The 19629-nt window shown below is 60.6% G+C and carries 17 protein-coding genes; all 17 read right to left on the bottom strand.

Annotated features, from left to right (window positions below):
* Window positions 1-6: 6 nt before the first annotated feature.
* Entirely contained in the window at window positions 7-699 is a 693-nt protein-coding gene (locus AAA138_RS06090) for a regulatory protein RecX (protein ID WP_349089991.1), read from the bottom strand.
* 11 nt (window positions 700-710) lie between these two features.
* Entirely contained in the window at window positions 711-1859 is a 1149-nt protein-coding gene (gene recA / locus AAA138_RS06085) for a recombinase RecA (RefSeq protein ID WP_349089990.1), read from the bottom strand.
* A gap of 257 nt (window positions 1860-2116) precedes the next feature.
* Window positions 2117-2632: a CinA family protein gene (locus AAA138_RS06080; protein WP_349089989.1), complete on the bottom strand. Its 516-nt coding sequence runs from the start codon at window positions 2630-2632 to the stop codon at window positions 2117-2119.
* 27 nt (window positions 2633-2659) lie between these two features.
* Entirely contained in the window at window positions 2660-3298 is a 639-nt protein-coding gene (pgsA, locus tag AAA138_RS06075) for a CDP-diacylglycerol--glycerol-3-phosphate 3-phosphatidyltransferase (protein WP_225093622.1), read from the bottom strand.
* Between the two features lie 9 nt (window positions 3299-3307).
* Window positions 3308-4657 carry a 30S ribosomal protein S12 methylthiotransferase RimO gene (gene rimO, locus AAA138_RS06070; protein ID WP_349089987.1) on the bottom strand — a complete coding sequence of 450 codons (1350 nt, stop codon included), beginning with the start codon at window positions 4655-4657 and terminating at the stop codon, window positions 3308-3310.
* Window positions 4658-4683: 26 nt separating this feature from the next.
* On the bottom strand, window positions 4684-5181 hold the full coding sequence (locus AAA138_RS06065) for a YajQ family cyclic di-GMP-binding protein (RefSeq protein WP_225093624.1): 498 nt from the start codon (window positions 5179-5181) through the stop codon (window positions 4684-4686).
* Window positions 5182-5207: 26 nt separating this feature from the next.
* Complete coding sequence (locus AAA138_RS06060; RefSeq protein ID WP_349089985.1) at window positions 5208-6710, bottom strand: helix-turn-helix transcriptional regulator; 1503 nt, start codon at window positions 6708-6710, stop codon at window positions 5208-5210.
* A complete protein-coding gene (locus AAA138_RS06055; protein ID WP_349089984.1) occupies window positions 6710-9490 on the bottom strand; it encodes a DNA translocase FtsK 4TM domain-containing protein in 2781 nt (926 codons plus the stop codon). The genes AAA138_RS06060 and AAA138_RS06055 overlap by 1 nt, the downstream gene beginning before the upstream one ends.
* A 1-nt stretch (window position 9491) precedes the next feature.
* A complete protein-coding gene (locus tag AAA138_RS06050) occupies window positions 9492-11162 on the bottom strand; it encodes a ribonuclease J (RefSeq protein ID WP_349089983.1) in 1671 nt (556 codons plus the stop codon).
* 642 nt (window positions 11163-11804) lie between these two features.
* Entirely contained in the window at window positions 11805-14051 is a 2247-nt protein-coding gene (locus tag AAA138_RS06045) for a polyribonucleotide nucleotidyltransferase (protein WP_349089982.1), read from the bottom strand.
* A gap of 149 nt (window positions 14052-14200) precedes the next feature.
* Window positions 14201-14479 carry a 30S ribosomal protein S15 gene (rpsO, locus tag AAA138_RS06040; RefSeq protein ID WP_035138510.1) on the bottom strand — a complete coding sequence of 93 codons (279 nt, stop codon included), beginning with the start codon at window positions 14477-14479 and terminating at the stop codon, window positions 14201-14203.
* Window positions 14480-14617: 138 nt separating this feature from the next.
* Window positions 14618-15367, bottom strand: coding sequence for a DNA repair protein RecO (gene recO / locus AAA138_RS06035; RefSeq protein ID WP_195568777.1), 750 nt, complete (start codon window positions 15365-15367; stop codon window positions 14618-14620).
* Between the two features lie 15 nt (window positions 15368-15382).
* The gene (gene era, locus AAA138_RS06030) at window positions 15383-16459 is read right to left on the bottom strand and encodes a GTPase Era (RefSeq protein ID WP_195568776.1); all 1077 of its coding nucleotides are present in this window, start codon (window positions 16457-16459) and stop codon (window positions 15383-15385) included.
* A gap of 12 nt (window positions 16460-16471) precedes the next feature.
* Window positions 16472-16849, bottom strand: coding sequence for a diacylglycerol kinase family protein (locus AAA138_RS06025; protein WP_099431794.1), 378 nt, complete (start codon window positions 16847-16849; stop codon window positions 16472-16474).
* Between the two features lie 9 nt (window positions 16850-16858).
* On the bottom strand, window positions 16859-17368 hold the full coding sequence (gene ybeY, locus AAA138_RS06020) for an rRNA maturation RNase YbeY (RefSeq protein WP_161115787.1): 510 nt from the start codon (window positions 17366-17368) through the stop codon (window positions 16859-16861).
* Window positions 17365-18351: a PhoH family protein gene (locus AAA138_RS06015; protein WP_195568775.1), complete on the bottom strand. Its 987-nt coding sequence runs from the start codon at window positions 18349-18351 to the stop codon at window positions 17365-17367. Before AAA138_RS06015 ends, ybeY begins: the two co-directional genes overlap by 4 nt.
* Window positions 18332-19624: a MiaB/RimO family radical SAM methylthiotransferase gene (locus tag AAA138_RS06010; protein ID WP_349089981.1), complete on the bottom strand. Its 1293-nt coding sequence runs from the start codon at window positions 19622-19624 to the stop codon at window positions 18332-18334. The genes AAA138_RS06015 and AAA138_RS06010 overlap by 20 nt, the downstream gene beginning before the upstream one ends.
* Window positions 19625-19629 lie beyond the last annotated feature (5 nt).

The raw sequence follows: 19629 nt of genomic DNA, 5'->3' as shown, positions 1-19629 counted from the left end.
ATGTGTCTAAACTGCACATTCCTCACGTTCGGCATCGAGACGCGCCTTAACGGCATCGGCGGCGATGTGGTACGAAAAGCCCTTACCCATCAAAAACCGAACGAGTTTTTCGAATCCACGTGTCTCGGGAACGCGACGCTTCGCGAGTAAAGCCGACGCGCGAGCCAAGTCGTCCTCAACGGCAAAATAATCCTCGGGATAGCCGGGGATATCATCGAGTACGACATGGCGGCGCTTGAGCTCGGTCTCAATCTTGCGCTGTCCCCAGCCGCGTCGTTTGCGCTCCTCGATAAAGTAGGAGCAAAAGCGGTTCTCATCTAAAAAGCGATACTCAGTGGCACGCTGGACGGCAAAATCAATTGCGGGTTGGCGAAATCCGTAACGAGCCAGCTTGTCACGGACCTCACCCGTGGCATGGTCGCGGCGCGACAGCATCTCAGTCACCATGGTAAGCGCGCATTTACGCTCAATGAGCTGTACCGCTTCGCGAAACTCATCCCAATCGCAGGGAAGATCGGGGCGATTTTTAAGAAACAGGCGAGCAACACGAACAGGAATCCAGATGGATCGTTCAAAACCGCCCTCGAGCTCACAGTCGATATGTGCACAAGGCTTTTTTGATGCATACCCACTCGAGAACGAGGAGGCCGCCTTCTTATCGGGAAAGACGACCGTGGCCTCGGTCACCATATACGACATGAGGGCATCCGCTACTCGTCGTCATCATCGAGCATCGCGGAGCCATCGATGGCGTAAAGCTCATCGAACTCCTCAGTTTCGGGCTGATCGGTCAGCTCGACCTCGGACGGAGCATCGTCATCGAATTCAAGGCCACAGGCGAGGCGAACCTTATGCTCGATCTCGTCAGCACAATCGGGGTGTTCGCGCAGGAAGGCCTTGGCGGCCTCGCGACCATTACCGAGCTTATCCTCACCGTAAGCAAACCAAGAGCCCATCTTTTTGCAGATACCGCACTCGACGGCCATGTCCAGAATCGAGCCCTCTTTAGAGATGCCCGTGCCGTACATGATGTCGAACTCAGCCGAGCGGAACGGTGCGGCCACTTTGTTCTTAACGACCTTGGCACGCACACGATTGCCGATGACCTCGTCCTTGAGCTTAATGCTGTCAATGCGGCGAATATCGATACGCACCGACGAGAAGAACTTGAGGGCGCGGCCGCCCGTCGTAGTCTCGGGGTTGCCGAACATGACGCCGATCTTCTCGCGCAGCTGGTTAATGAAGATGCAGGTCGTTTTAGATTTGGCGAGCGAGCCGGCGAGCTTACGGAGCGCCTGGCTCATCAGACGGGCTTGAAGGCCGACCGAAGTATCACCGATCTCGCCCTCGATCTCGGCACGCGGAGTCAAAGCGGCGACAGAGTCGACAACGATGGCGTCGATGGCGCCAGAGCGCACGAGCATGTCGACGATCTCGAGCGCCTGCTCGCCCGTATCGGGCTGGGAAATGAGGACCTCATCGATGTCCACGCCGATACGCGCGGCATACGTGGGATCGAGCGCGTGCTCGGCATCAATAAACGCCACAACGCCGCCCATAGCCTGGGCCTCTGCCAAAATCTCGAGCGAAAGCGTTGTCTTACCGGAGGACTCGGGGCCGTAAATCTCAACAATACGGCCGCGCGGCACGCCGCCGATGCCCAGAGCGGCATCGAGGGCCAGAGCGCCCGTGGGAATGGCCTCGACCTCGAGCTCGGGACCACCGTCGCCGTACCTCATGATGGAACCCTGGCCGAATTTCTTCTCGATCTCGGCCTTGGTGGTGGCGATCATCTCATCGCGCTCTTTACCCGTCGTGCGAGCATGAACGGTACGTACGGGACCTGAATTCTTGGCCATGAATAGCCCTCCTCTTAACAACCTGCATCGATAATAAACGAACGGCTGTTCGTGGTCAACCGTTCAGATTCATCATATGTACCCGACCATTCCAAAACCCGACCAAACGCCGACCAATCACCGACCAAACGCTTGACCACGCCAATCACAAATAGAGGTGCACGAATAAATTTAGGCCTTATACCAGCGCAAACACCAATTCCGTCAAAGGTCCCTATCTCCACAATTAAGGGGCCCTAAGGCCCCTTAAACCATGTCTATTCCATAGAATTGAGCACGCGAACAATGCGCTCCAAAGCCTCCGCGACCGCATGAGCACGAACGCACGACCGATCGCCCTCGTAATGACAGCGCGCAGACTCGACAACCGGCGCTCCCCCATCGGCCGCGCGATACGCCCACCCAATATAGAACGTACCGGCGGGGTCTTGCTCGGTGCCACCACCGGGCCCAGCGTAGCCCGTTGCGCTTACGGCTATATCGCTCTGATAAAGCTCCAGCGAGCCTGCGGCCATCTCGCGAGCCGTCTGGTGCGACACGGCGCTAAACCGATCGAGCGTTTCCTGTTTAACGCCGAGCACGCGATGTTTGATCTCATCGCAGTAGGTCACCGCGCCACCACGAAGCACCGCCGAGGCACCCGGGATATCGGCAATCGTCGAGGCAATCATACCCGCCGTCAGCGACTCCGCCGTCGAGACCGTCACACCACGGGCACTCGCGCGCTCGACAATATCGCGCGCCAGTTCCTCGTTGTTTGCGGCGATTAGCAAATAAGACTCCGTCATACCCACCAGGACCTAGACCGAAAAGACGATCTTGCGACAGTTCCAGAAGTACTGGGCGCCCGAGACAATGGTCAAAATCACGGCGATGACGTACAGGAAGCGCGACACCGAATAGACACCGAGCAGCAGCGACACCGGCCCCAGCTGGAGACCGGCCATCGCAAAGACGCACAGATAGCCGCAGATGGAAACCATCGTCGTCGCCGTCTTGTACTTGCCAAGCTTATCGGCGGCAACGACCACACCGGCCGCACTCGCGACCATGCGCAGGGCGCTCACCAGCAGCTCGCGGAACAAGATAATGAACACCGACCACACGGTTACGGTACCAAAATCCAAGAACAGAAGCAGAGCCGAGAACACGAGCAACTTATCGGCGATGGGATCCAGGAACTTACCGAAGTCGGTGATCTCGTTGCGCGAACGAGCCAGGTAGCCATCAACCTTATCGGTGCACGACAGGATGACGTACAGAACAAAGGCGGCAGCGGCGAGCGGGCCGTCGAAGGTGCTCAAATCCGTACCGGCAACGCTTGTGTGAGACAGCGCCGACACGATCATGAACACCGGAATGAAGACGATGCGCACGCACGTCACGATGTTGGCGGGCGTCCAAACACTCGTCAGTTCCTTATTGCTCTCGTTAGCCACGACGCTCTCCTACTCCACAACATGACCGATAAGCTCGTAGCAGAAGCTATCGGTAAACTCGACCGTCAGAATATCGCCCACAGATGCCTCGCTGGCATCCAGATGCACCGCGCCATCGGAATCGGGCGCCTGGAACCAGGCATGTCCGATGAGCTCGGCACCGTCTTCGGTCTCCTCGATACCGTCGACGATCACCTGGGCGCGTTCGCCCACATGTGCGGCAGTTGCAGCAAAACCGAGCGACTCGGCCAGGTCCATGGCCTCCTGGGCGCGCTCGAGCTTAACCTCTTCGTCAACCTGACCTTCCATCTTAGCAGCCAGGCTGCCCTCCTCCTGCGAGTAGGCAAAGACGCTCGTGTAGTCAAAGCCGACGGTGTCCATAAAGTCAATGAGATCGCGGAACTCGTCGTCGGTCTCGGTCGGGAACCCTACCATGGCCGTGGAGCGGATCACGATACCGGGGATGCGCTCGCGCAGGTCGCGGAACAGGTCCTCGAGCTCCTGGCGCGAACCGGAGCGGCGCATGGCCTTGAGGATGCGCGCGTCGCAGTGCTGCACGGGGATATCGATATAGGGCAGCACCTCGGGCGTATCGCGAATGGTTTCGATAAGCTCGTCGGTTATGCCCTCGGGCTGCAGGTAGAGTACGCGGACCCACACGTTATGAGGACGCACCGCCTCAGCAACGGCCTGCAGCAGCTGCGCCAGATTGCGCGGCGCGCCCTCAGCGAGGTCCTCGTCGGCAAAGTCGGTACCCCAGATGCCCGTGTCCTGACCGATCAGAACGATCTCGCGCACGCCACCGGCGACCAGGTCGCGCACCTCGGAGATAATGCTCTCGGCATTGCGCGAGTGATAACGACCGCGGATATACGGGATCATGCAGAAGCTACAGAAGCGGTTGCAGCCATCGGAGATCTTGACATAGGCGACAGCGCCCTCGACGGTGCGCTTGACCTGCGGAATATAGGCGGCAATCTCGCGCTCAACACCCAGCACGTCATCGATAACCGCCACGATGCCGTCTTCCTCGTCGGCCTTCATAAAGGCCGCGACCTCGGGCAGCTCGTCGGGTAGGTCGTCGCCGTAGCGTGACGGCACGCAGCCGCACATGACGATCGGGCAGGAACGAACGCCGTCCTGCACCTCGTTGGCAAGCTCGAGCGTGGTCTCGATGCTCTCGGACGTTGCAGAGGCAAGGAACGAGCACGTATTGACGATGGCGATATCGGCATCCTGTGGATCGAATGCCTCCTCGTAGCCTGCGGCAGTCAGCAGCGAACGCATACGGTCGGTATCGACCTCGTTCTTGGCGCACCCGAGGGTGATATAGAGCACGGAGCCCAACGGAGTATCCATGTTGGAGAGCGGTCCTTTCGAAAGAATTAGCGGTAGTTGGTGAACTGCAGCGGCTGACCGTAGTCCTGGTCGCGCAGGAACTGGATCACGGTCTGCAGCGCATCCTTGGAAGCAGAGGAAACACGCAGTTTGTCGGCCTCAATCGTCACCTTGACCTTGAGCTTCTGATCCTTGATGTCCTTATTGATCTTCTTGGCAGTCGTCTGGTCGATACCCTCGACGATGTGACCGAGCACGCGCACGGTACCGCCCGATGCAGCCTGGGGCGCATCCCAGGACACGGCCTTAAGATCGATGCCGCGCTTGATGAGCTTGGAGCTCAGGACGTCGATGATCTGCTTGGAGACAAAGTCGGCCGGGGCGTTGATCGAAAAGAGCTTGTCGCCCTTCGAAAGCTCGATGGTGGCGCCGGAGTCCTTCAGGTCATAGCGCTGGGAAATCTCGCGCGTGGTCTGCTGGAAGGCATTGTCGACCTCCTGCATATTGACCTCGGACACGACGTCGAAGCTGGAATCTTTAGCCATGGTTAATCCTTTCGCTTACGAGCGGCTTAGTAGCTGTCGTACGAATAATCGGTGGAATCGGTCATCGTTTGACCGTCGGTGGCGGTATCGGTGCCGTCCGTGGACTGGGCGTCGGTTCCATCCGCACTGTTAGCATCATCGTTACCGTCAGTGGTCTCGCCGTCCTCGGCGTCGGTCGTCTCCTTCTTGGGAACGGTGATCGTCACGCGTGCCACGCCCGATGTCTTGGTGTCATAGCGGACCTTTTCGCCGTTCTTGGTAACGGTGACATCGGAAGGCTTGGACGTGGTGATCTCGATCGAGGACTCGGGCGTGTATTCCTGCTCAAAGGGGCCGGTCGCCTGGGCGCCATAGACCGACTTGCCATCAACCTTGACCTCAATCCAAGCAGTCTTGCCCTTGGCAACGGAGATCTTGACCTTTGTGACCTCGTTCTCCTCCTTCTTGGCCGTCGTCTTAGCGGCATCCGAATCGGTGGACTCGTCCGTCGTCTCATCGGTATCTTCATCCTCATCGACGGATTCGGTCGTCTTGGAAGACTTCTTAGTCGATGTCTTGGTGGCAACGGGCGTCTCGGGCGTCGACTCGGGCGCCGAGGAGTCGCAGCCACGCAGGAGCACCACGATGAGCACGATCAGCAGCAGCGCCACGGCACCAATACCGGCGTAAACGATACGTGGATCGAGACCGTTGTTCTGGGGAGCACGCCCACCGCCGCGTCCACGATTGGAACCACCGCGACCAGTGCCTTGGGGCATGCGACCGCGGTTATTGTCGGAACGTCCACGATAGCTGCCCTGGCGCTGCATATTGCGCTGGCCTGAGCGGGGGGCGAGCTCGCCGCGACCCTGGTAGTTGCGCTGGCCCGAACGAGGCACTGAGGAGCGCTGGCTATAAGGCTGCGATTGGGATCGAAGGCGAGGCGTCACCTGTGTAGTATCGGCATCTGTATAGCCACCGCGCGGACGACCGGAAGAAACGCCACGGTACCCGCGATCGGAATAACCACCATCGCCATAGCCCGCACGAGGGTCACGTGCGACACCGCGGGCAGCGGGGAGTGCGCGCTCCTCGGGCGCCGGCGTGCTACGAAAACGATCGCGCTGGGAACGAATCTCCTCGCTCGAGCCCGTCTCGGTAACATAACCAGCCTGCTGAGGGCGCTGGCCATAACGCGTCGAACGCCCGCCCTGAACCATCAGGAAGCGGCCGTTGTCAACCGAGGAGCGCGAATTGACGCAGCCTGCGGCGTCCTGAAAACGACCGCCCTGCTGCGACGTCTCGCGCTCATATGCCATCAGATCGTCAAAATAAGCGTTGACGACCTCCCGCGGATTGAGGCCCAAAAAGCGCGCATAACTCGAAATCATGCCCTGCGCATAGCCGCGCGGAGGCATCGATGCAAAATTGCCATTCTCGAAAAACTCGATGATCTGCGGCCTGATTTTGATGGTGTTGGCGACCTGCTGAATGGAAAGGCCCATTCGGCGACGCTGCTCGAGCAGCATGTCACCAAAGCGTGCAGCCATCAGAATCCTCCAAACTCACGATCTTCACGTGCCATCTCGGCGTCGACGGATTCCAGCGCGGCAAGGCCTTCTTCATCCAGCAGGACCTCGCGCGGCTTGGAACCGTCGGGCGGTCCGACGACACCCTTTTCTTCCAGCATGTCCATAATACGCCCGGCGCGCGCATAGCCAACCTTCAGGCGGCGTTGCAGGCCAGATGTGGAGCCCAGCTGCGATTCCACCACAATATGAGCGGCTTCCCAGATAAGCGGATCGTCGTCCTGAGGCTCGGCAACGCCGGTGCGCACGATGCCGCCGCCACCTGCCATGGACATGGAGGCAGGTGCCACAGCCGACAGGATCTCCTCGTGGTAGTCGGGCTCGCTTTGCGACTTGACGAACTCGACAATCTCGTTGATCTCGTCATCCGAAACAAAGCAGCCCTGGATACGGCGAGGCTTGCCCCAGTCGACCTTTGAGAACAGCATGTCACCCAAACCAGTGAGCTTTTCGGCGCCCATCTGGTCGATGATGACGCGGGAGTCGATGCCCGTTGCGACGTTGAAGGCGATACGGTTGGTAATGTTTGCCTTGATGAGACCCGTCACCACATTAGAGCTCGGACGCTGAGTCGCCACGATAAGGTGGATACCGGCGGCACGACCCAGCTGGGCGATACGCACAATCGACGCCTCGACATCCTTGCCGGCTACCATCATCAGGTCCGAAAGCTCGTCGATGATGATGACCAGGTAGGGCATCTTTTGCGGCGGGTTATCGTAATGCTCAAACTCGCCGGCGGCCTGCTTTTCGTTATAGGTCGAAATCTTGCGCACGTTCAGGCGCTCAAAGACCTTCAGGCGGCGCTCCATTTCGGACACCGCCCACTGCAAGGCGCTCGCGGCCTGCTTGGGCTCGGTCACTACGGGCACGTAAAGATGCGGCAGGCCGTTATAGCCTGCGAGCTCGACGCGCTTGGGGTCGACCATGATCAAGCGAACGTCCTCGGGGAGCGCGCGCATGAGCAGGGTCGTGATGATGGAGTTGATCATGACCGACTTACCTGAACCCGTGGTACCGGCGATCAGCAGGTGGGGCATCTTGGCGAGGTCGGCGACGACCGGTGTGCCCTCTGCATCGCGGCCGATGGCAAGCTCAAGCGGACCGCCCTTAACATAGGGCAGTACGTCGCCCAAGTTGACGTTCTGACGCTTACGATTGGGAATCTCGATACCCACGAGCGAGGTGCCGGGAATCGGCGCAAAGATACGCACGGACTGAGCAGCAAGCGACAGCGCGATATCGTCTTCAAGGCTCGAAATCTTGCTCACGCGCTCACCCTCGCCGGGTTGCAGCTTAAAGGTCGTCACCGTGGGACCGGCAATCCAGCCGACAACGCGAGCGCTACGGCCAAACTCAAGCAGCGTGGACTGCAACGACTCGGCGGTCTGTTCCAGCTCCTTGTCCGAAGACGCGGAAGAAGCGGACTGAGGATTTGCATGCAGGATTTCGAGCGGCGGGAGCTTAAGGCCGTCCTCTTCTTCGCCCTCGTTATCCGCGGGGGCATTGTCCGCCCCCCCATCGCTCGAAGTAAACGCCTCGGCAGCGCCCGCGACATCCGTATCGGCAACCTTTGGGTGCTTGAGGAAATCAGGAATTTGAGGGGCGGCCGAGACGGGATTCACGGCAAACGGCGGCTCGGACTCGTCGATCTTGGCCGGATCGTCTTCCATCGAAAGCTGGCCGGTCACCTGACCGCGCTTTGCCTGACGACGCGGCAGCAAGGTGGTTTTAGCAGTCTCGAGCGGGGACTCGTCGTCCTCGTCATCACCCTCGGTAAGCTCAATCTCGCTCTCGGACCAAGACGGGTCGGGCTCACTCGTATTGAGCTTGGGAGCCGTCTTGCCCTTCTTGGCATGACGGCGCGGCAGCAGCGTCGTCTTAGCACGCTCGGCCCCCACGGCGTCGGACACGTCGACAAACGGATCCTCGTCGTCATCGTCATCGTCCAGAACCTGGTCCGCATCGTAGCCCATCACCGTAGTCACGGCCGTATCGGAGCCCTTTTGACGAAGAATGCTCAGGTGCGGACGGGCAACGCCGGGCACCGACAGGGCTTCGTCGTCACCCCACGGACTCGCGTTGACGTCGGCACGACGGCGCTCTGCAAAATCGGCCGCACGGTCACGGGCAGAGCGCAAAACGCCGCCCACCGAAAAGCCGATGATGACAAAGCCAACGACGGCCAGACCCAACAGGACCACCATCGCGATAGGCTTACCCAGGGCATTCTGCAGCGCGCTCGCAATAAACGCACCGATGTAGCCACCCGAGGCGGACAGGTTTTGTGGTGTGAACATAAGGTCGCACGAGCCGCTCGTACCTGGCACCATCAGCGACAGAATGGAGACGACGGCGATAAAGACCACGGCGCCGCCCGCAACAGAACGCACGTTGAGCGGCGAGTCCTCGCCTAAAAAGAGCGTGGCGGCAAACAGCAAAATGACGATCGGCAGCACGTAGGCGCCCAGACCAAAGCCCAAGTGGTAGAAACCGGCAACCGCAGCCGTAACGGGTGCGGTCGCCGGCGAAATCACGGCAATGAAGGACGCAATCGCCAAAACGGCAATGACCACGCCGGCGATATCGCGGTTGGCCGAAGGCTCGACCAGGGGCTCAAAATCGTCGAAGTCGGCCTCGTGGCCCTTATTGGCACGAAGATGGGAACCGGCACCCTTATCAGATGCCGGTTGGTTGTTGGCTTTATTGCCTTTGGCGTTTTGTGCAGATCCGCGCGCCAAACTAAACCTCCATGACGACCGGGATAATCATCGGACGAGTGCGCGTACGGCTCCAGATAAAGTTAGAGAGCGAGTCGCGCACGGCCTTGCGAATGGCATCGGAACCGCTGCTCGTAAAGCTGAACTTGCCCTTCTCGATCGTCTTCATGATGGACGCCGACGCGTCCTCGGAGAACTGGTCGTCGATGGCAAAGGAGACACCGCGGCCCGAAAACTCGATGGCTTCGATCTTCTTGTGCTTGAGTGAAACGATGGCAACAGCGGTAACCATACCGTCGTTGGCAAGCTTCTGACGATCGCGCAGAACGATAGGGTCGGTATCGCCGATGCGCAGTCCGTCGACGTAGACGACGCCAGACTCGACGGGCGTACCGCGCTTGACGATACCGCCACGCATCTCGAGCGTGTCGCCGTTATCGAGGATAAAGATATGATCGTCCTTGATGCCCATCTTGCGGGCCAGCTGGGCATGGGCGCGCAGATGCACGGCCTCACCGTGGACCGGCATAAAGTACGTAGGCTTGGCCATGGCCATCAGGAGCTTGAGTTCCTCCTGGCTGCCGTGACCCGAGACGTGAACGAGGGCGCGGTTCTTATCCCACACGTCGCAGCCAAGCTTGGCGAGGCTGTTGACGACCTGCTGAACGGCCTTCTCGTTACCGGGGACCGGCGTTGCCGAGAGGATGACGGTATCGCCCTCGTGGATGGAGAGCGTCTTGTGTTCGCCGTTGGCCATACGCGAAAGGGCCGACAGAGGCTCGCCCTGCGAACCGGTGCACATGACGACGATCTTATCGTCGGGCAGGTTATCAATATCGAAAGCATCGAGGATATCGGCATCATCGATGTTGAGATAGCCCAGCTCGCGCGCCACGCGGGTGTTGGTGAGCATGGAACGTCCGGTCACGACGACCTTACGGCCGCACTTGCGGGCGGCGTCGCAAATCTGCTGCAAACGATGGATGTGGCTCGAGAACGACGCGACGAACACGCGGCCCGGAGCATTCTTAATGGCATGCAGCAGATTAGGGCCAACCTCGGCCTCGGACTTGGTAAAGCCGGGGACCGTGGCGTTGGTGGAGTCGGACAGCAGCAGGTCGATGCCCTGCTTGGCAAAGCGGCTGATAGCGGCATAGTCGGGCGTGACGCCGTCGATGGGCGTCTGGTCGAGCTTAAAGTCGCCGGTGTGCATAACGGTACCCTGGTTGGTGCGGATGAACACGCCCAGAGCGCCCGGGATGGAGTGCGTCATCGAGAAGAAGTCGAGCGAGATGCCACCCAGATTGACGTGGCTGCCACCCTTGACCTCACGGAACTTGGGTGCACGAATGCGGAACTCGGAGAGCTTGCCCTCGATAAACCCGAGCGTCAGCTTGCTCGAGAAGATGGGCACCTTGCTGTTGAGGTCCTGCAGCAGATACGGAAGCGAACCGGTGTGGTCCTCGTGGCCGTGAGTGACGATGATGCCGCGGAGCTTCTCCTCGTTCTCCAGAACGTAGGTGTAATCCGGGAGCACCAGGTCGATACCGGGCTGCGAGTCGTCGGGAAACATGAGGCCAGCGTCGACGAGCACCATGTCGTCGCCGCACTCGAAGACCGTCATGTTCTTGCCGATGCCATCAAGGCCGCCGAGCGGGATGATCTTCAAGGGAGATGATTTTTTAGCTGCCATAGGTGAGTGTTGTTTCCTTTCTTCGAAACGGGTCTGGAACAACCGGCGGGGCGCTTCTGGCAAACCGACCGTCGGGAACGTACAACAATGCATCGCAGAGTCGATGCAATAACCACAGTATGATACCCATTTGCACAACAACAGACCACCCATGCATCAAAGCCCCATCTGAACCGGTCTATCCCGCCGGTTCCCCGCGAGGGCGGGCACGGATGAAGTTTCCTGCTCTACAGTCCTGCTCACGACGGAGGCCACATTTAGTGGCCTCCTGTTCGTGCGGAACTCGCGATAAACTTCATCCGTGCCCGCCCTCGCGGGGAACCTGCCAATAAGGGACAGGTTTATTTTGGTCGGTTTTATCTGGGGAAATACTGCTGAATCTATCTACAGATCCGGAATCTGACTACTGAATAGACTGTCCAACTAAAGAACGAGTGGAACTAACCAGCCCTTTTGCTTGTGCCCGGGAGGGCCGCATATGAAGTTTATCGCGAGTTCCGCACGCAAAGGAAAGCACTTAATGTGCTTTCCGTCTTGCGCAGGACTGTAGAGCAGGAAACTTCATATGCGGCCCTCCCGGGCACAAGCAAAAGGGCGACCCCTGTCCGGAGTCGCCCTTGCGGTGCTGCTTATGTGCGGCTGTTACTCGGCGTCGTGGTGACGGCGGGGCTTGCGGCCTCCGTTGTCGCCAGGACGGCGCGGACGGTCGCTGCGCTCGGAGCGCTCGCGACGCGGACGCTCACGACGCTGGAAGTGCTCGCCGTCACCCTCGGAGGCACCCTCGGAGCGAGCCGGGGCCTCAGGCTTGTCGAGACGATCGAGCGAAATCTTGCCGCGATCGTCGACCTCGATGACGACGACCTTGACCTCGTCGCCCACGTTGAGGACGTCCTCGACCTTCTCCACGCGACCCTTGGCGACGCGGGAGATGTGCAGCAGGCCGTCCTTACCAGGCAGCAGGTTGACGAAGGCGCCGAAAGGCTGGATGGAGACCACGCGACCGGTGTACTCCTCGCCCGGCTCGGGAACCTTGATGATGAGCTTGATGCGCTCGACGGCCTGGTCGACGGACTCGCCGGTGCCGCCGACAAAGACGGTGCCGTCCTCCTGGATGTCGACCGAAGCGCCGGTCTCGTCCTGGATACCGCGGATGACCTTGCCGCCGGAGCCAATGACGTCGCGAATCTTATCGGTAGGAACCTGGATGGAGACGATGCGCGGAGCGGTGCTGCGTGTGGTGTGGCGCGGCTCGGGAATCACATCGAGCATCTTCTGCAGGATGAAGGCGCGACCCTCCTTGGCCTGCTGCAGGGCGCGGGCCAGGATGTCGAAGGTTAGGCCGGTGGCCTTGTTATCCATCTGCAGGGCGGTGATGCCCTCGGTGGTGCCGGTGACCTTAAAGTCCATGTCGCCCAAGAAGTCCTCGAGACCCTGGATATCGGACAGGACCACGGTCTTTCCCTCCTCCTGGATCAGACCCATGGCGATACCGGAGACCGGGCGCTTAATGGGCACGCCGCCGTCCATAAGGGCGAGCGTGGAGCCGCAGGTCGAAGCCATCGAAGAGGAGCCGTTGGACTCCATGACCTCGGAGACGACGCGGATGGCGTAGGGGAACTCGTTCTCGTCGGGGAGCACCGGGAGCAGAGCGCGCTCGGCAAGGTTGCCGTGACCGATCTCGCGACGCTTGGGGCTGCCCATGCGGCCGGTCTCGCCGGTGCAGAACGGCGGGAAGTTGTAGTGGTGCATATAGCGCTTGCCCTCGGTGGGCTCGATGGTATCCAGACGCTGGCCCTCGTTGAGCATGCCGAGCGACAGGACGGAAAGCACCTGGGTCTGGCCGCGCTGGAACAGGCCGGAGCCGTGAACGAGCGGCAGGTAGTTGTCCTTCACCATGATGGGACGGATCTCATCGGCGGCACGGCCGTCGACGCGCTCACCAGTCTCGACGACCATGGTGCGCATGGCCTTCTTCTCGAGCTTCTTGAGCGCCACGGGGATCTCGCGCTCCCAAGCGGCCTGCTCCTCCTCGGTAAACTCGGCGCGGATGGACTCCTTCAGAGCCTCAACCTTACCGATACGAGAGAGCTTGTCGGCATCACGAAGGGCGGCCGCCATCTCGTCGTAGTGGGCGAAGATGCGCTCCTGGACCTCCTCGACGGGCTGGTCGAGCGGGTACTCCTTCTTGACGATGGGGCCGTTGACCTGCTCCCACTCGGCGACAAACTCGTCCTGGGCCTGGCAGAAAGCAGCAAGGGCCTCCTGGCCAAACTTCATGGCGGCGAGCATGTCGTCCTCGGAGATCTCCTCGGCGCCGGCCTCGACCATCGAGATGAAGTCGGCAGAGCCGCCCAGCTCCAGGTCCAGATTGGAGTTCTCGCGCTCCTCGTAGGTGGGGTTGACGATAAACTCGCCAGTCTCCACGTTGCGGCCGATGCGCACGCAGGCAAGCGGACCCTCGAAGGGCACGCCACCGAGCGTCATAGCCAGGGAAGCACCCATGACGTTGATGACGTCGAAGGGGTTGACCTGATCGGCGACGAGCGAGGTGGCGACGATGTGCACCTCGTTGCGGAAGCCGTCCGGGAAGCTCGGGCGAATCGGACGGTCGATCATGCGCGCGGTGAGCGTGGCCTTCTCGCTGGGACGGCCCTCACGCTTGAGGTAACCACCCGGGATGCGGCCGGCGGCGTACATCTTCTCGTTGAAGTCGACGGTCAGCGGGAAGAAGTCGTAGTTCTTGCGCTCCTTGGAGACGACCACGGTGTCGAGCATCGTGGTGTCGCCCTGCTTGACCAGGCAGGCGCCGGTGGCCTGCTTGGCAAGCTCGCCCGACTCAAAGGTGTAGGTCTTGCCGTACAGCTCAAAGGTCTTGGATACGAGTGTCATTGTTCTCCTTACCCCACAGGCCCCTTGCCTGCGGGCTTCTCATGTGACGCGGGCCCCCTGCCCCCGCCACGCTTCAGAGCGTGATTGTTCACGCCCTTACACAAAAAGAGCGCCCCGCTGCGCAGGACGCTCTTAGCATGTACAAATCCTTACTGGATGTTGTCGCGGATGCCCAGAGCCTTGATGAGCTCACGGTACTCGACGATGTCGTTCTTCTTGATGTAGGAGAGAAGACGACGACGACGGCCGACGAGCATGAGCAGGCCACGACGGGTGTGGAAGTCCTTCTGGTGGGACTTCATGTGCTCGGTCAGCTCCTTGATGCGCTCGGACAGGATTGCGACCTGAACCTTGGGGTTACCGGTGTCGACCGGGGTGTTACCGAACTGGGCAGTCAGCTCCGCCTTGCGCTCTTTGGAAACAGTCATTGTTTCACCTTTCGTTTTACGTCGCCCGCGGGCGACTCGATTCGCCTCGGACTGGGAAGCCGCCGGTGGAGCGAGCAACCAAGGTCGAGGTACCAACAGGTCGGTATGTTACCACAAGCAGCCCGCCCCTGCGCATCATCACCGACCCAACATGAATTCCATCGCACGGAGGCGCTGATCGGTGTGCGTCGCAGCCCAAACATGCGAAAGCCCCAGCAAAAAGGCTGCGGTATGGGGGTCGATCCTCTCGGCCATGAGTGCATCGAAGGTCATGGACATGAGGGCGCGCAGCCATGCGACCTCGCCGGTCGACACCAGCTCGGCACCCGGAACGCTCGACGCGCACGACCCGCACAGAAGCCCGCCGGCTTGGGCCGAAAAATGCGAGAGCATGGGATCGCCGCACGAGACACAAGCCGAGAAATCGGGTCGGTAACCAACGTGCGACAGCAGTTTAAAGACAAAGGCCGCCACGAGCAGGTCCATGTGTGCCGAACCGAGCCCGCTACCGACAAGCGTGAGCGCCCGCTGCGTAATGGCAAAGGTAAATGGATCCTCGGCATCCTCGAACGAGCACACACGCGCAACCTCGGCAATCGCGCTGGCGGCACAGGTCGTCTCGTAGTCAGGAGCAGCACCGAGCGGCGCCTCAATAAGCTCCGCCTGAGAAACAACGTCGAGCGAGCGGCCATGCGCCAATAGCATATCAACGGTGCAGAAGAGCTCGCAGCGGGCCGCAAGGCGACCGCCAGGCTTACGTGCGCCCTTAGCCACGGCACGCACCTGCCGACCCCGCTCGTCAAGCATCGTCAGGATCAGGTCCGTCTCTTTGAGCTTGGTTTTGTCGAGAACGAGCACCTTCGTGCGATATGTCCGGGAGCCTGCCATGCGCGCCGTGCGTCCTTAGTCCTCGGCGTTATACCCAAAGCGGCGAATCTGGGCCTCGTCGTCACGCCAGCCGGCCTTGACCTTCACGTCCAGCTCCAAAAAGACCTGCGTGCCAAAGATGCGCTCAAGATCGCGACGGGCGTCGATACCGATATGCTTGATCATCTCGCCGCCCTTGCCGATGATGATACCCTTTTGGCCCTCGCGCTCAACGTAAATGGTGGCGTGGACGCGCAGCACCTTCTTGGTCTGCTCGAGCGCATCGCAGATCACGCCAACGGAGTGCGGAATCTCATCACGGGTGCGACGCAAGACCTTCTCGCGCACAAACTCGGCAACGAGTGTCTCGTCGGAAGCGTCAGTACCCATGTCCTCGGGGAACCAACGCGGACCCTCGGGCAAAAAGTGCGCAACGGTCTCGATGAAGGCATCGACGTTGAAGTTCTTGACCGACGACGTCACGATCTCGTCGTCATATTCCATGAGCTCATGGGCGGCCTTAAGCTGTTCCATGACCTGTGCGGGGTCGGCCTCATCGGCCTTGGTAAGCACCAGGACCTTCTTGGAACGAGCGTTCTTGACGCGCTCGGCAACCCAGGCGTCTCCCCTGCCGATCGGCTTGGTGGCATCAATCAAAAACGCGACGACATCGACATCGTTCAGCTCGAACAGCGCACTCTTGTTGAGCTCGGACCCCAGGCCGTCCTTGGGCTTGTGGATACCCGGGGTATCGACAAAGACCAGCTGGTAGCCGGGACGGTTGACGACGGCGCGCATGCGGCGGCGGGTCGTCTGGGCCACCGACGAGGTGATGGCGACCTTTTTGCCGTAGCAGGCGTTGAGCAGCGTGGACTTACCGGCGTTGGGGCGGCCAACCAGGGCTACGAAGCCGCTGCGAAAACCGGGTTCAACGTCACCAAAGCCCGCGAGGCTATCGTCCTCGTCGCACAGGGCGTCGAGCTCCTCGTCGCTCATGCCCTCAAACGGATCGAATTCCTCGACTTCCTCGTATGCTTCGGCCGCTTCGGCATCCGCCGCATCCAGGACCTCGTCGTCCAAAATTTCATCGATAGGCTGCATAGTGTCGGACATGAAAATCCCTTTCTAGATAAAGCCGAGCGCGTGGGCAAATACCAGCAAGCCCACAATCGCGGCGGTGATGGAAAGAACGTATACGGAGGCGGCGGCGATATCCTTCGCGCGCTTTGCCAGCGGATGGAGCTCCTGGGTCGCCAGATCGACAATCGCCTCCATGGCGGTGTTGCATAGCTCGCCGTGAATCACCAGGCCACAACAGATGATAATCGTGGCCCACTCGGCAATGTCGAGCCCCACGATGCAGCCGGCAATGACGGTGCACACGCCCGCAACGAGCATGACCTTAATATTGCGCTCGGTCTTGACGGCGGTGACGAAGCCCTCCATGGCGTAGGAGAACGACTTTAAGAAGGACGGATGGTCCTTGTTCGATCCGGGAATCATAGACGGCTCCTAGTCGTGGGCGTGGTTGGTGATGGGGCCGACGTGGACCAGCTTGGGGTCCTCGCCGCGCTCGAGCGCCAGATCGCGCAGGATGGCGTCCTCGCGGGCCTCCATGACCTCGGCCTCGTCGTCCTCGATATGGTCATACCCCAGCAGGTGCAGCATGCCATGCACGAGCATCAGGCGGCACTCGTCGGCAGGGGCATTGCCAAAGCCGGGGGCCTGACGGGCAATGACTTGCGGGGCCAGGATGATATCGCCAAGCTCAAGCGTCTCGTCGGCGGGAATATCCTCGTCAAAGGCCGAGTCGCATTCAAACGAGAGGACATCGGTGGTGCGGTCGATACCGCGCCACTCGTGGTTGAGCTCGTGCATCTCGTCCTCATCGACATACGAAAGGGAAATCTCGACTTCACGCTCAACGCCTTCGGCGGCAAGCACGACCTCGCAGATGTGTTCTACCTCCTGCGCGTCGAGCAGCGTATCGAGCTCGGCATCGTTGCTGATCAATACACTCAACGGGACTCCTTTCGGTCGCGCGGGCGCTGCTCGCGCACGTCATCATAAGCATCATATGCCTCGACGATACGTCCCACCAGGGCATGGCGCACCACGTCGGCACGCTCGAGGTGAGAAAATGCGACATCGTCGACACGGCCCAAAATCTTCTCGACATCCGCCAAGCCACCACGACGGCCCACCAGGTCACGCTGGCTCAGGTCGCCGGTAATCACAAACTTGGAGTTAAAGCCCAGGCGCGTCAGAAACATCTTCATCTGCTCGGGCGTGGTATTTTGGGCCTCGTCGAGCACCACGAAGGCGTCGCTCAGCGTGCGGCCGCGCATGTAGGCAAGCGGGGCGATCTCGATCACGCCGCGCTCCATGAGCTCATCGGTGCGCTCGCGATCCATCATGTCAAAAAGGGCGTCGTAGAGCGGGCGCATGTACGGATCGATCTTTTCCTCGAGGGTGCCGGGCAAAAAGCCCAGGTTCTCCCCCGCCTCGACAACCGGACGCGTCAAGATCAGACGGCCCACCTCGTGACGCTTGAGTGCGGCAACAGCGAGCGCCATGGCCAGATAGGTCTTACCGGTACCGGCAGGACCCAGGCCAAACGTGATGGTATTTGAGCGGATGGCATCCACATAGCGCTTTTGACCGAGCGTCTTGGGGCGAATGACGCGACCGCGATACGAAAGCAGCACGTCATCGCGAAGCGACGTAGCCTCGTGCTCACCGTCGCGCAAGACGGCCAGGCAGCGAGAGACATCGTCGGCAGAAAGCGTGCGCCCGGAAGCAGCCTCACGAAAGGCATGTTCGAAAAAACGCGCGACCAGTTCGACCTCGTCCGGGTCACCGCTCACGGCGATGCTGTCGCCACGGGCGACCACGTGGGCGCGAACTGAGCTCTCCAGCGCACGAAGGACGCCGTCGCCGGCACCCAAAACGCGCGAGGGGTCAATACCCTCGGGAACGGTAAGTCTAATCTTCGAGGCTTCCATGAACCTCCCTGCGTGCATGGACCAAGCCGGAATCATCGACTCCGATGATAGCAACATCGAGCAGGCACGGGGCTGTGAGTCCACGGGTATCGTCTAGACGGGCATGATGGAACGAACCAAGCGTCAGGTTGTCGCCATACTCGAGCACGGCACGCTCAACGGTGCCCACGCGACGGCGAGCGTCGGCAATGGCGAGCTCCTGCGCAGCGGCTCGCATACGACGGCTACGCTCGGCCATGACCTCGGGCGGCACCTGGTCGGGCATATCGGCAGCAAGAGTACCAGGACGTTTGCTGTAACGGAACACGTGCATACGCGAAAAGCCCACGCGGCGGCACAGCGCCAGCGACTCCTCAAACTCCTCGTCCGTCTCGCCGGGAAAACCGACGATGACATCGCACGAAAGGGACGCCTGAGGCAAGTTGGTGCGAATCATGCACACCGTCTCCTCGAAGGCCTCGGCGCTATAGGGACGGCCCATGCGATGCAGCGTCCGTGTGCAGCCGGACTGCACGGGCAGGTGTAAAAACGGGGCGATGCGCTGCGGATAGCGCGCCATGACCTTAAGCAGGGACTCGGAGATATCCATGGGCTCGACCGAGGAAATGCGCACATGCGGAATAGACGTGCGCTCCATAATCGCCTCGAGCAGCTCATCGATCTCGACGTGTTCATCAGTCGCGCTCTTGCCATCGTAGGCGCCCAGGTTCACACCTGTCAGCACCACCTCGGGCACGCCGGCCTCCTGGGCCTCGCGAACCTGCTCGAGCACGGACTCGACCGGCACAGAGCGCTCGGGGCCGCGGGCCTTCCACACAATACAATAGGTGCAACGATGGTTGCAGCCGTCCTGGATCTTCACGCCCAGACGCGAGCGACCGAGTGCATCGACCACCTCGCCGTCGCTGCAGGCGGGAACATTATCGGACTCAACGCCCAACACCTCGCAGACGCGTTCGGCAACATCAATCTTGGACGGCTCGGCGATCACGCGGTCCGAAAGCTCCAGCAGCTCCTCGGGGTGCAGATTGACCACGCATCCGGTCACGACCACATAGGGCTCGTTTGGATAGCCCAGCGCATGGCGAGCGGCCTTACGGGTCTTGGCCTCGGCCTCGCCCGTAACGGCACAGGTGTTAATGACAATCAGCTCAGCATCCTGAGGCTCCACCATCGCAAACCCCAGGCGCATAAGATCGGCAGTGATACGGTCGGACTCAACCCGGTTGACGCGGCAGCCGAGGTTGACGACAGAGATATGAGGTGCGAGCACGCGGG

This window comes from Collinsella sp. CLA-JM-H32B (assembly GCF_040098065.1).
GTDB lineage: Bacteria > Actinomycetota > Coriobacteriia > Coriobacteriales > Coriobacteriaceae > Collinsella.
Note: the sequence above shows the minus strand (reverse complement) of the source record. Positions and strands in the feature narration are given on the sequence as shown.

Excerpts from the sequence above, each read along its gene's own strand:
- AAA138_RS06090 (WP_349089991.1), bottom strand. The coding sequence starts at position 699 with ATGTCGTATATGGTGACCGAGGCCACGGTCGTCTTTCCCGATAAGAAG.
- recA (WP_349089990.1), bottom strand. The coding sequence starts at position 1,859 with ATGGCCAAGAATTCAGGTCCCGTACGTACCGTTCATGCTCGCACGACG.
- rimO (WP_349089987.1), bottom strand. The coding sequence starts at position 4,657 with ATGGATACTCCGTTGGGCTCCGTGCTCTATATCACCCTCGGGTGCGCC.
- AAA138_RS06065 (WP_225093624.1), bottom strand. The coding sequence starts at position 5,181 with ATGGCTAAAGATTCCAGCTTCGACGTCGTGTCCGAGGTCAATATGCAG.
- AAA138_RS06060 (WP_349089985.1), bottom strand. The coding sequence starts at position 6,710 with ATGGCTGCACGCTTTGGTGACATGCTGCTCGAGCAGCGTCGCCGAATG.
- AAA138_RS06050 (WP_349089983.1), bottom strand. The coding sequence starts at position 11,162 with ATGGCAGCTAAAAAATCATCTCCCTTGAAGATCATCCCGCTCGGCGGC.
- AAA138_RS06045 (WP_349089982.1), bottom strand. The coding sequence starts at position 14,051 with ATGACACTCGTATCCAAGACCTTTGAGCTGTACGGCAAGACCTACACC.
- rpsO (WP_035138510.1), bottom strand. The coding sequence starts at position 14,479 with ATGACTGTTTCCAAAGAGCGCAAGGCGGAGCTGACTGCCCAGTTCGGT.
- recO (WP_195568777.1), bottom strand. The coding sequence starts at position 15,367 with ATGGCAGGCTCCCGGACATATCGCACGAAGGTGCTCGTTCTCGACAAA.
- era (WP_195568776.1), bottom strand. The coding sequence starts at position 16,459 with ATGTCCGACACTATGCAGCCTATCGATGAAATTTTGGACGACGAGGTC.
- AAA138_RS06025 (WP_099431794.1), bottom strand. The coding sequence starts at position 16,849 with ATGATTCCCGGATCGAACAAGGACCATCCGTCCTTCTTAAAGTCGTTC.
- AAA138_RS06015 (WP_195568775.1), bottom strand. The coding sequence starts at position 18,351 with ATGGAAGCCTCGAAGATTAGACTTACCGTTCCCGAGGGTATTGACCCC.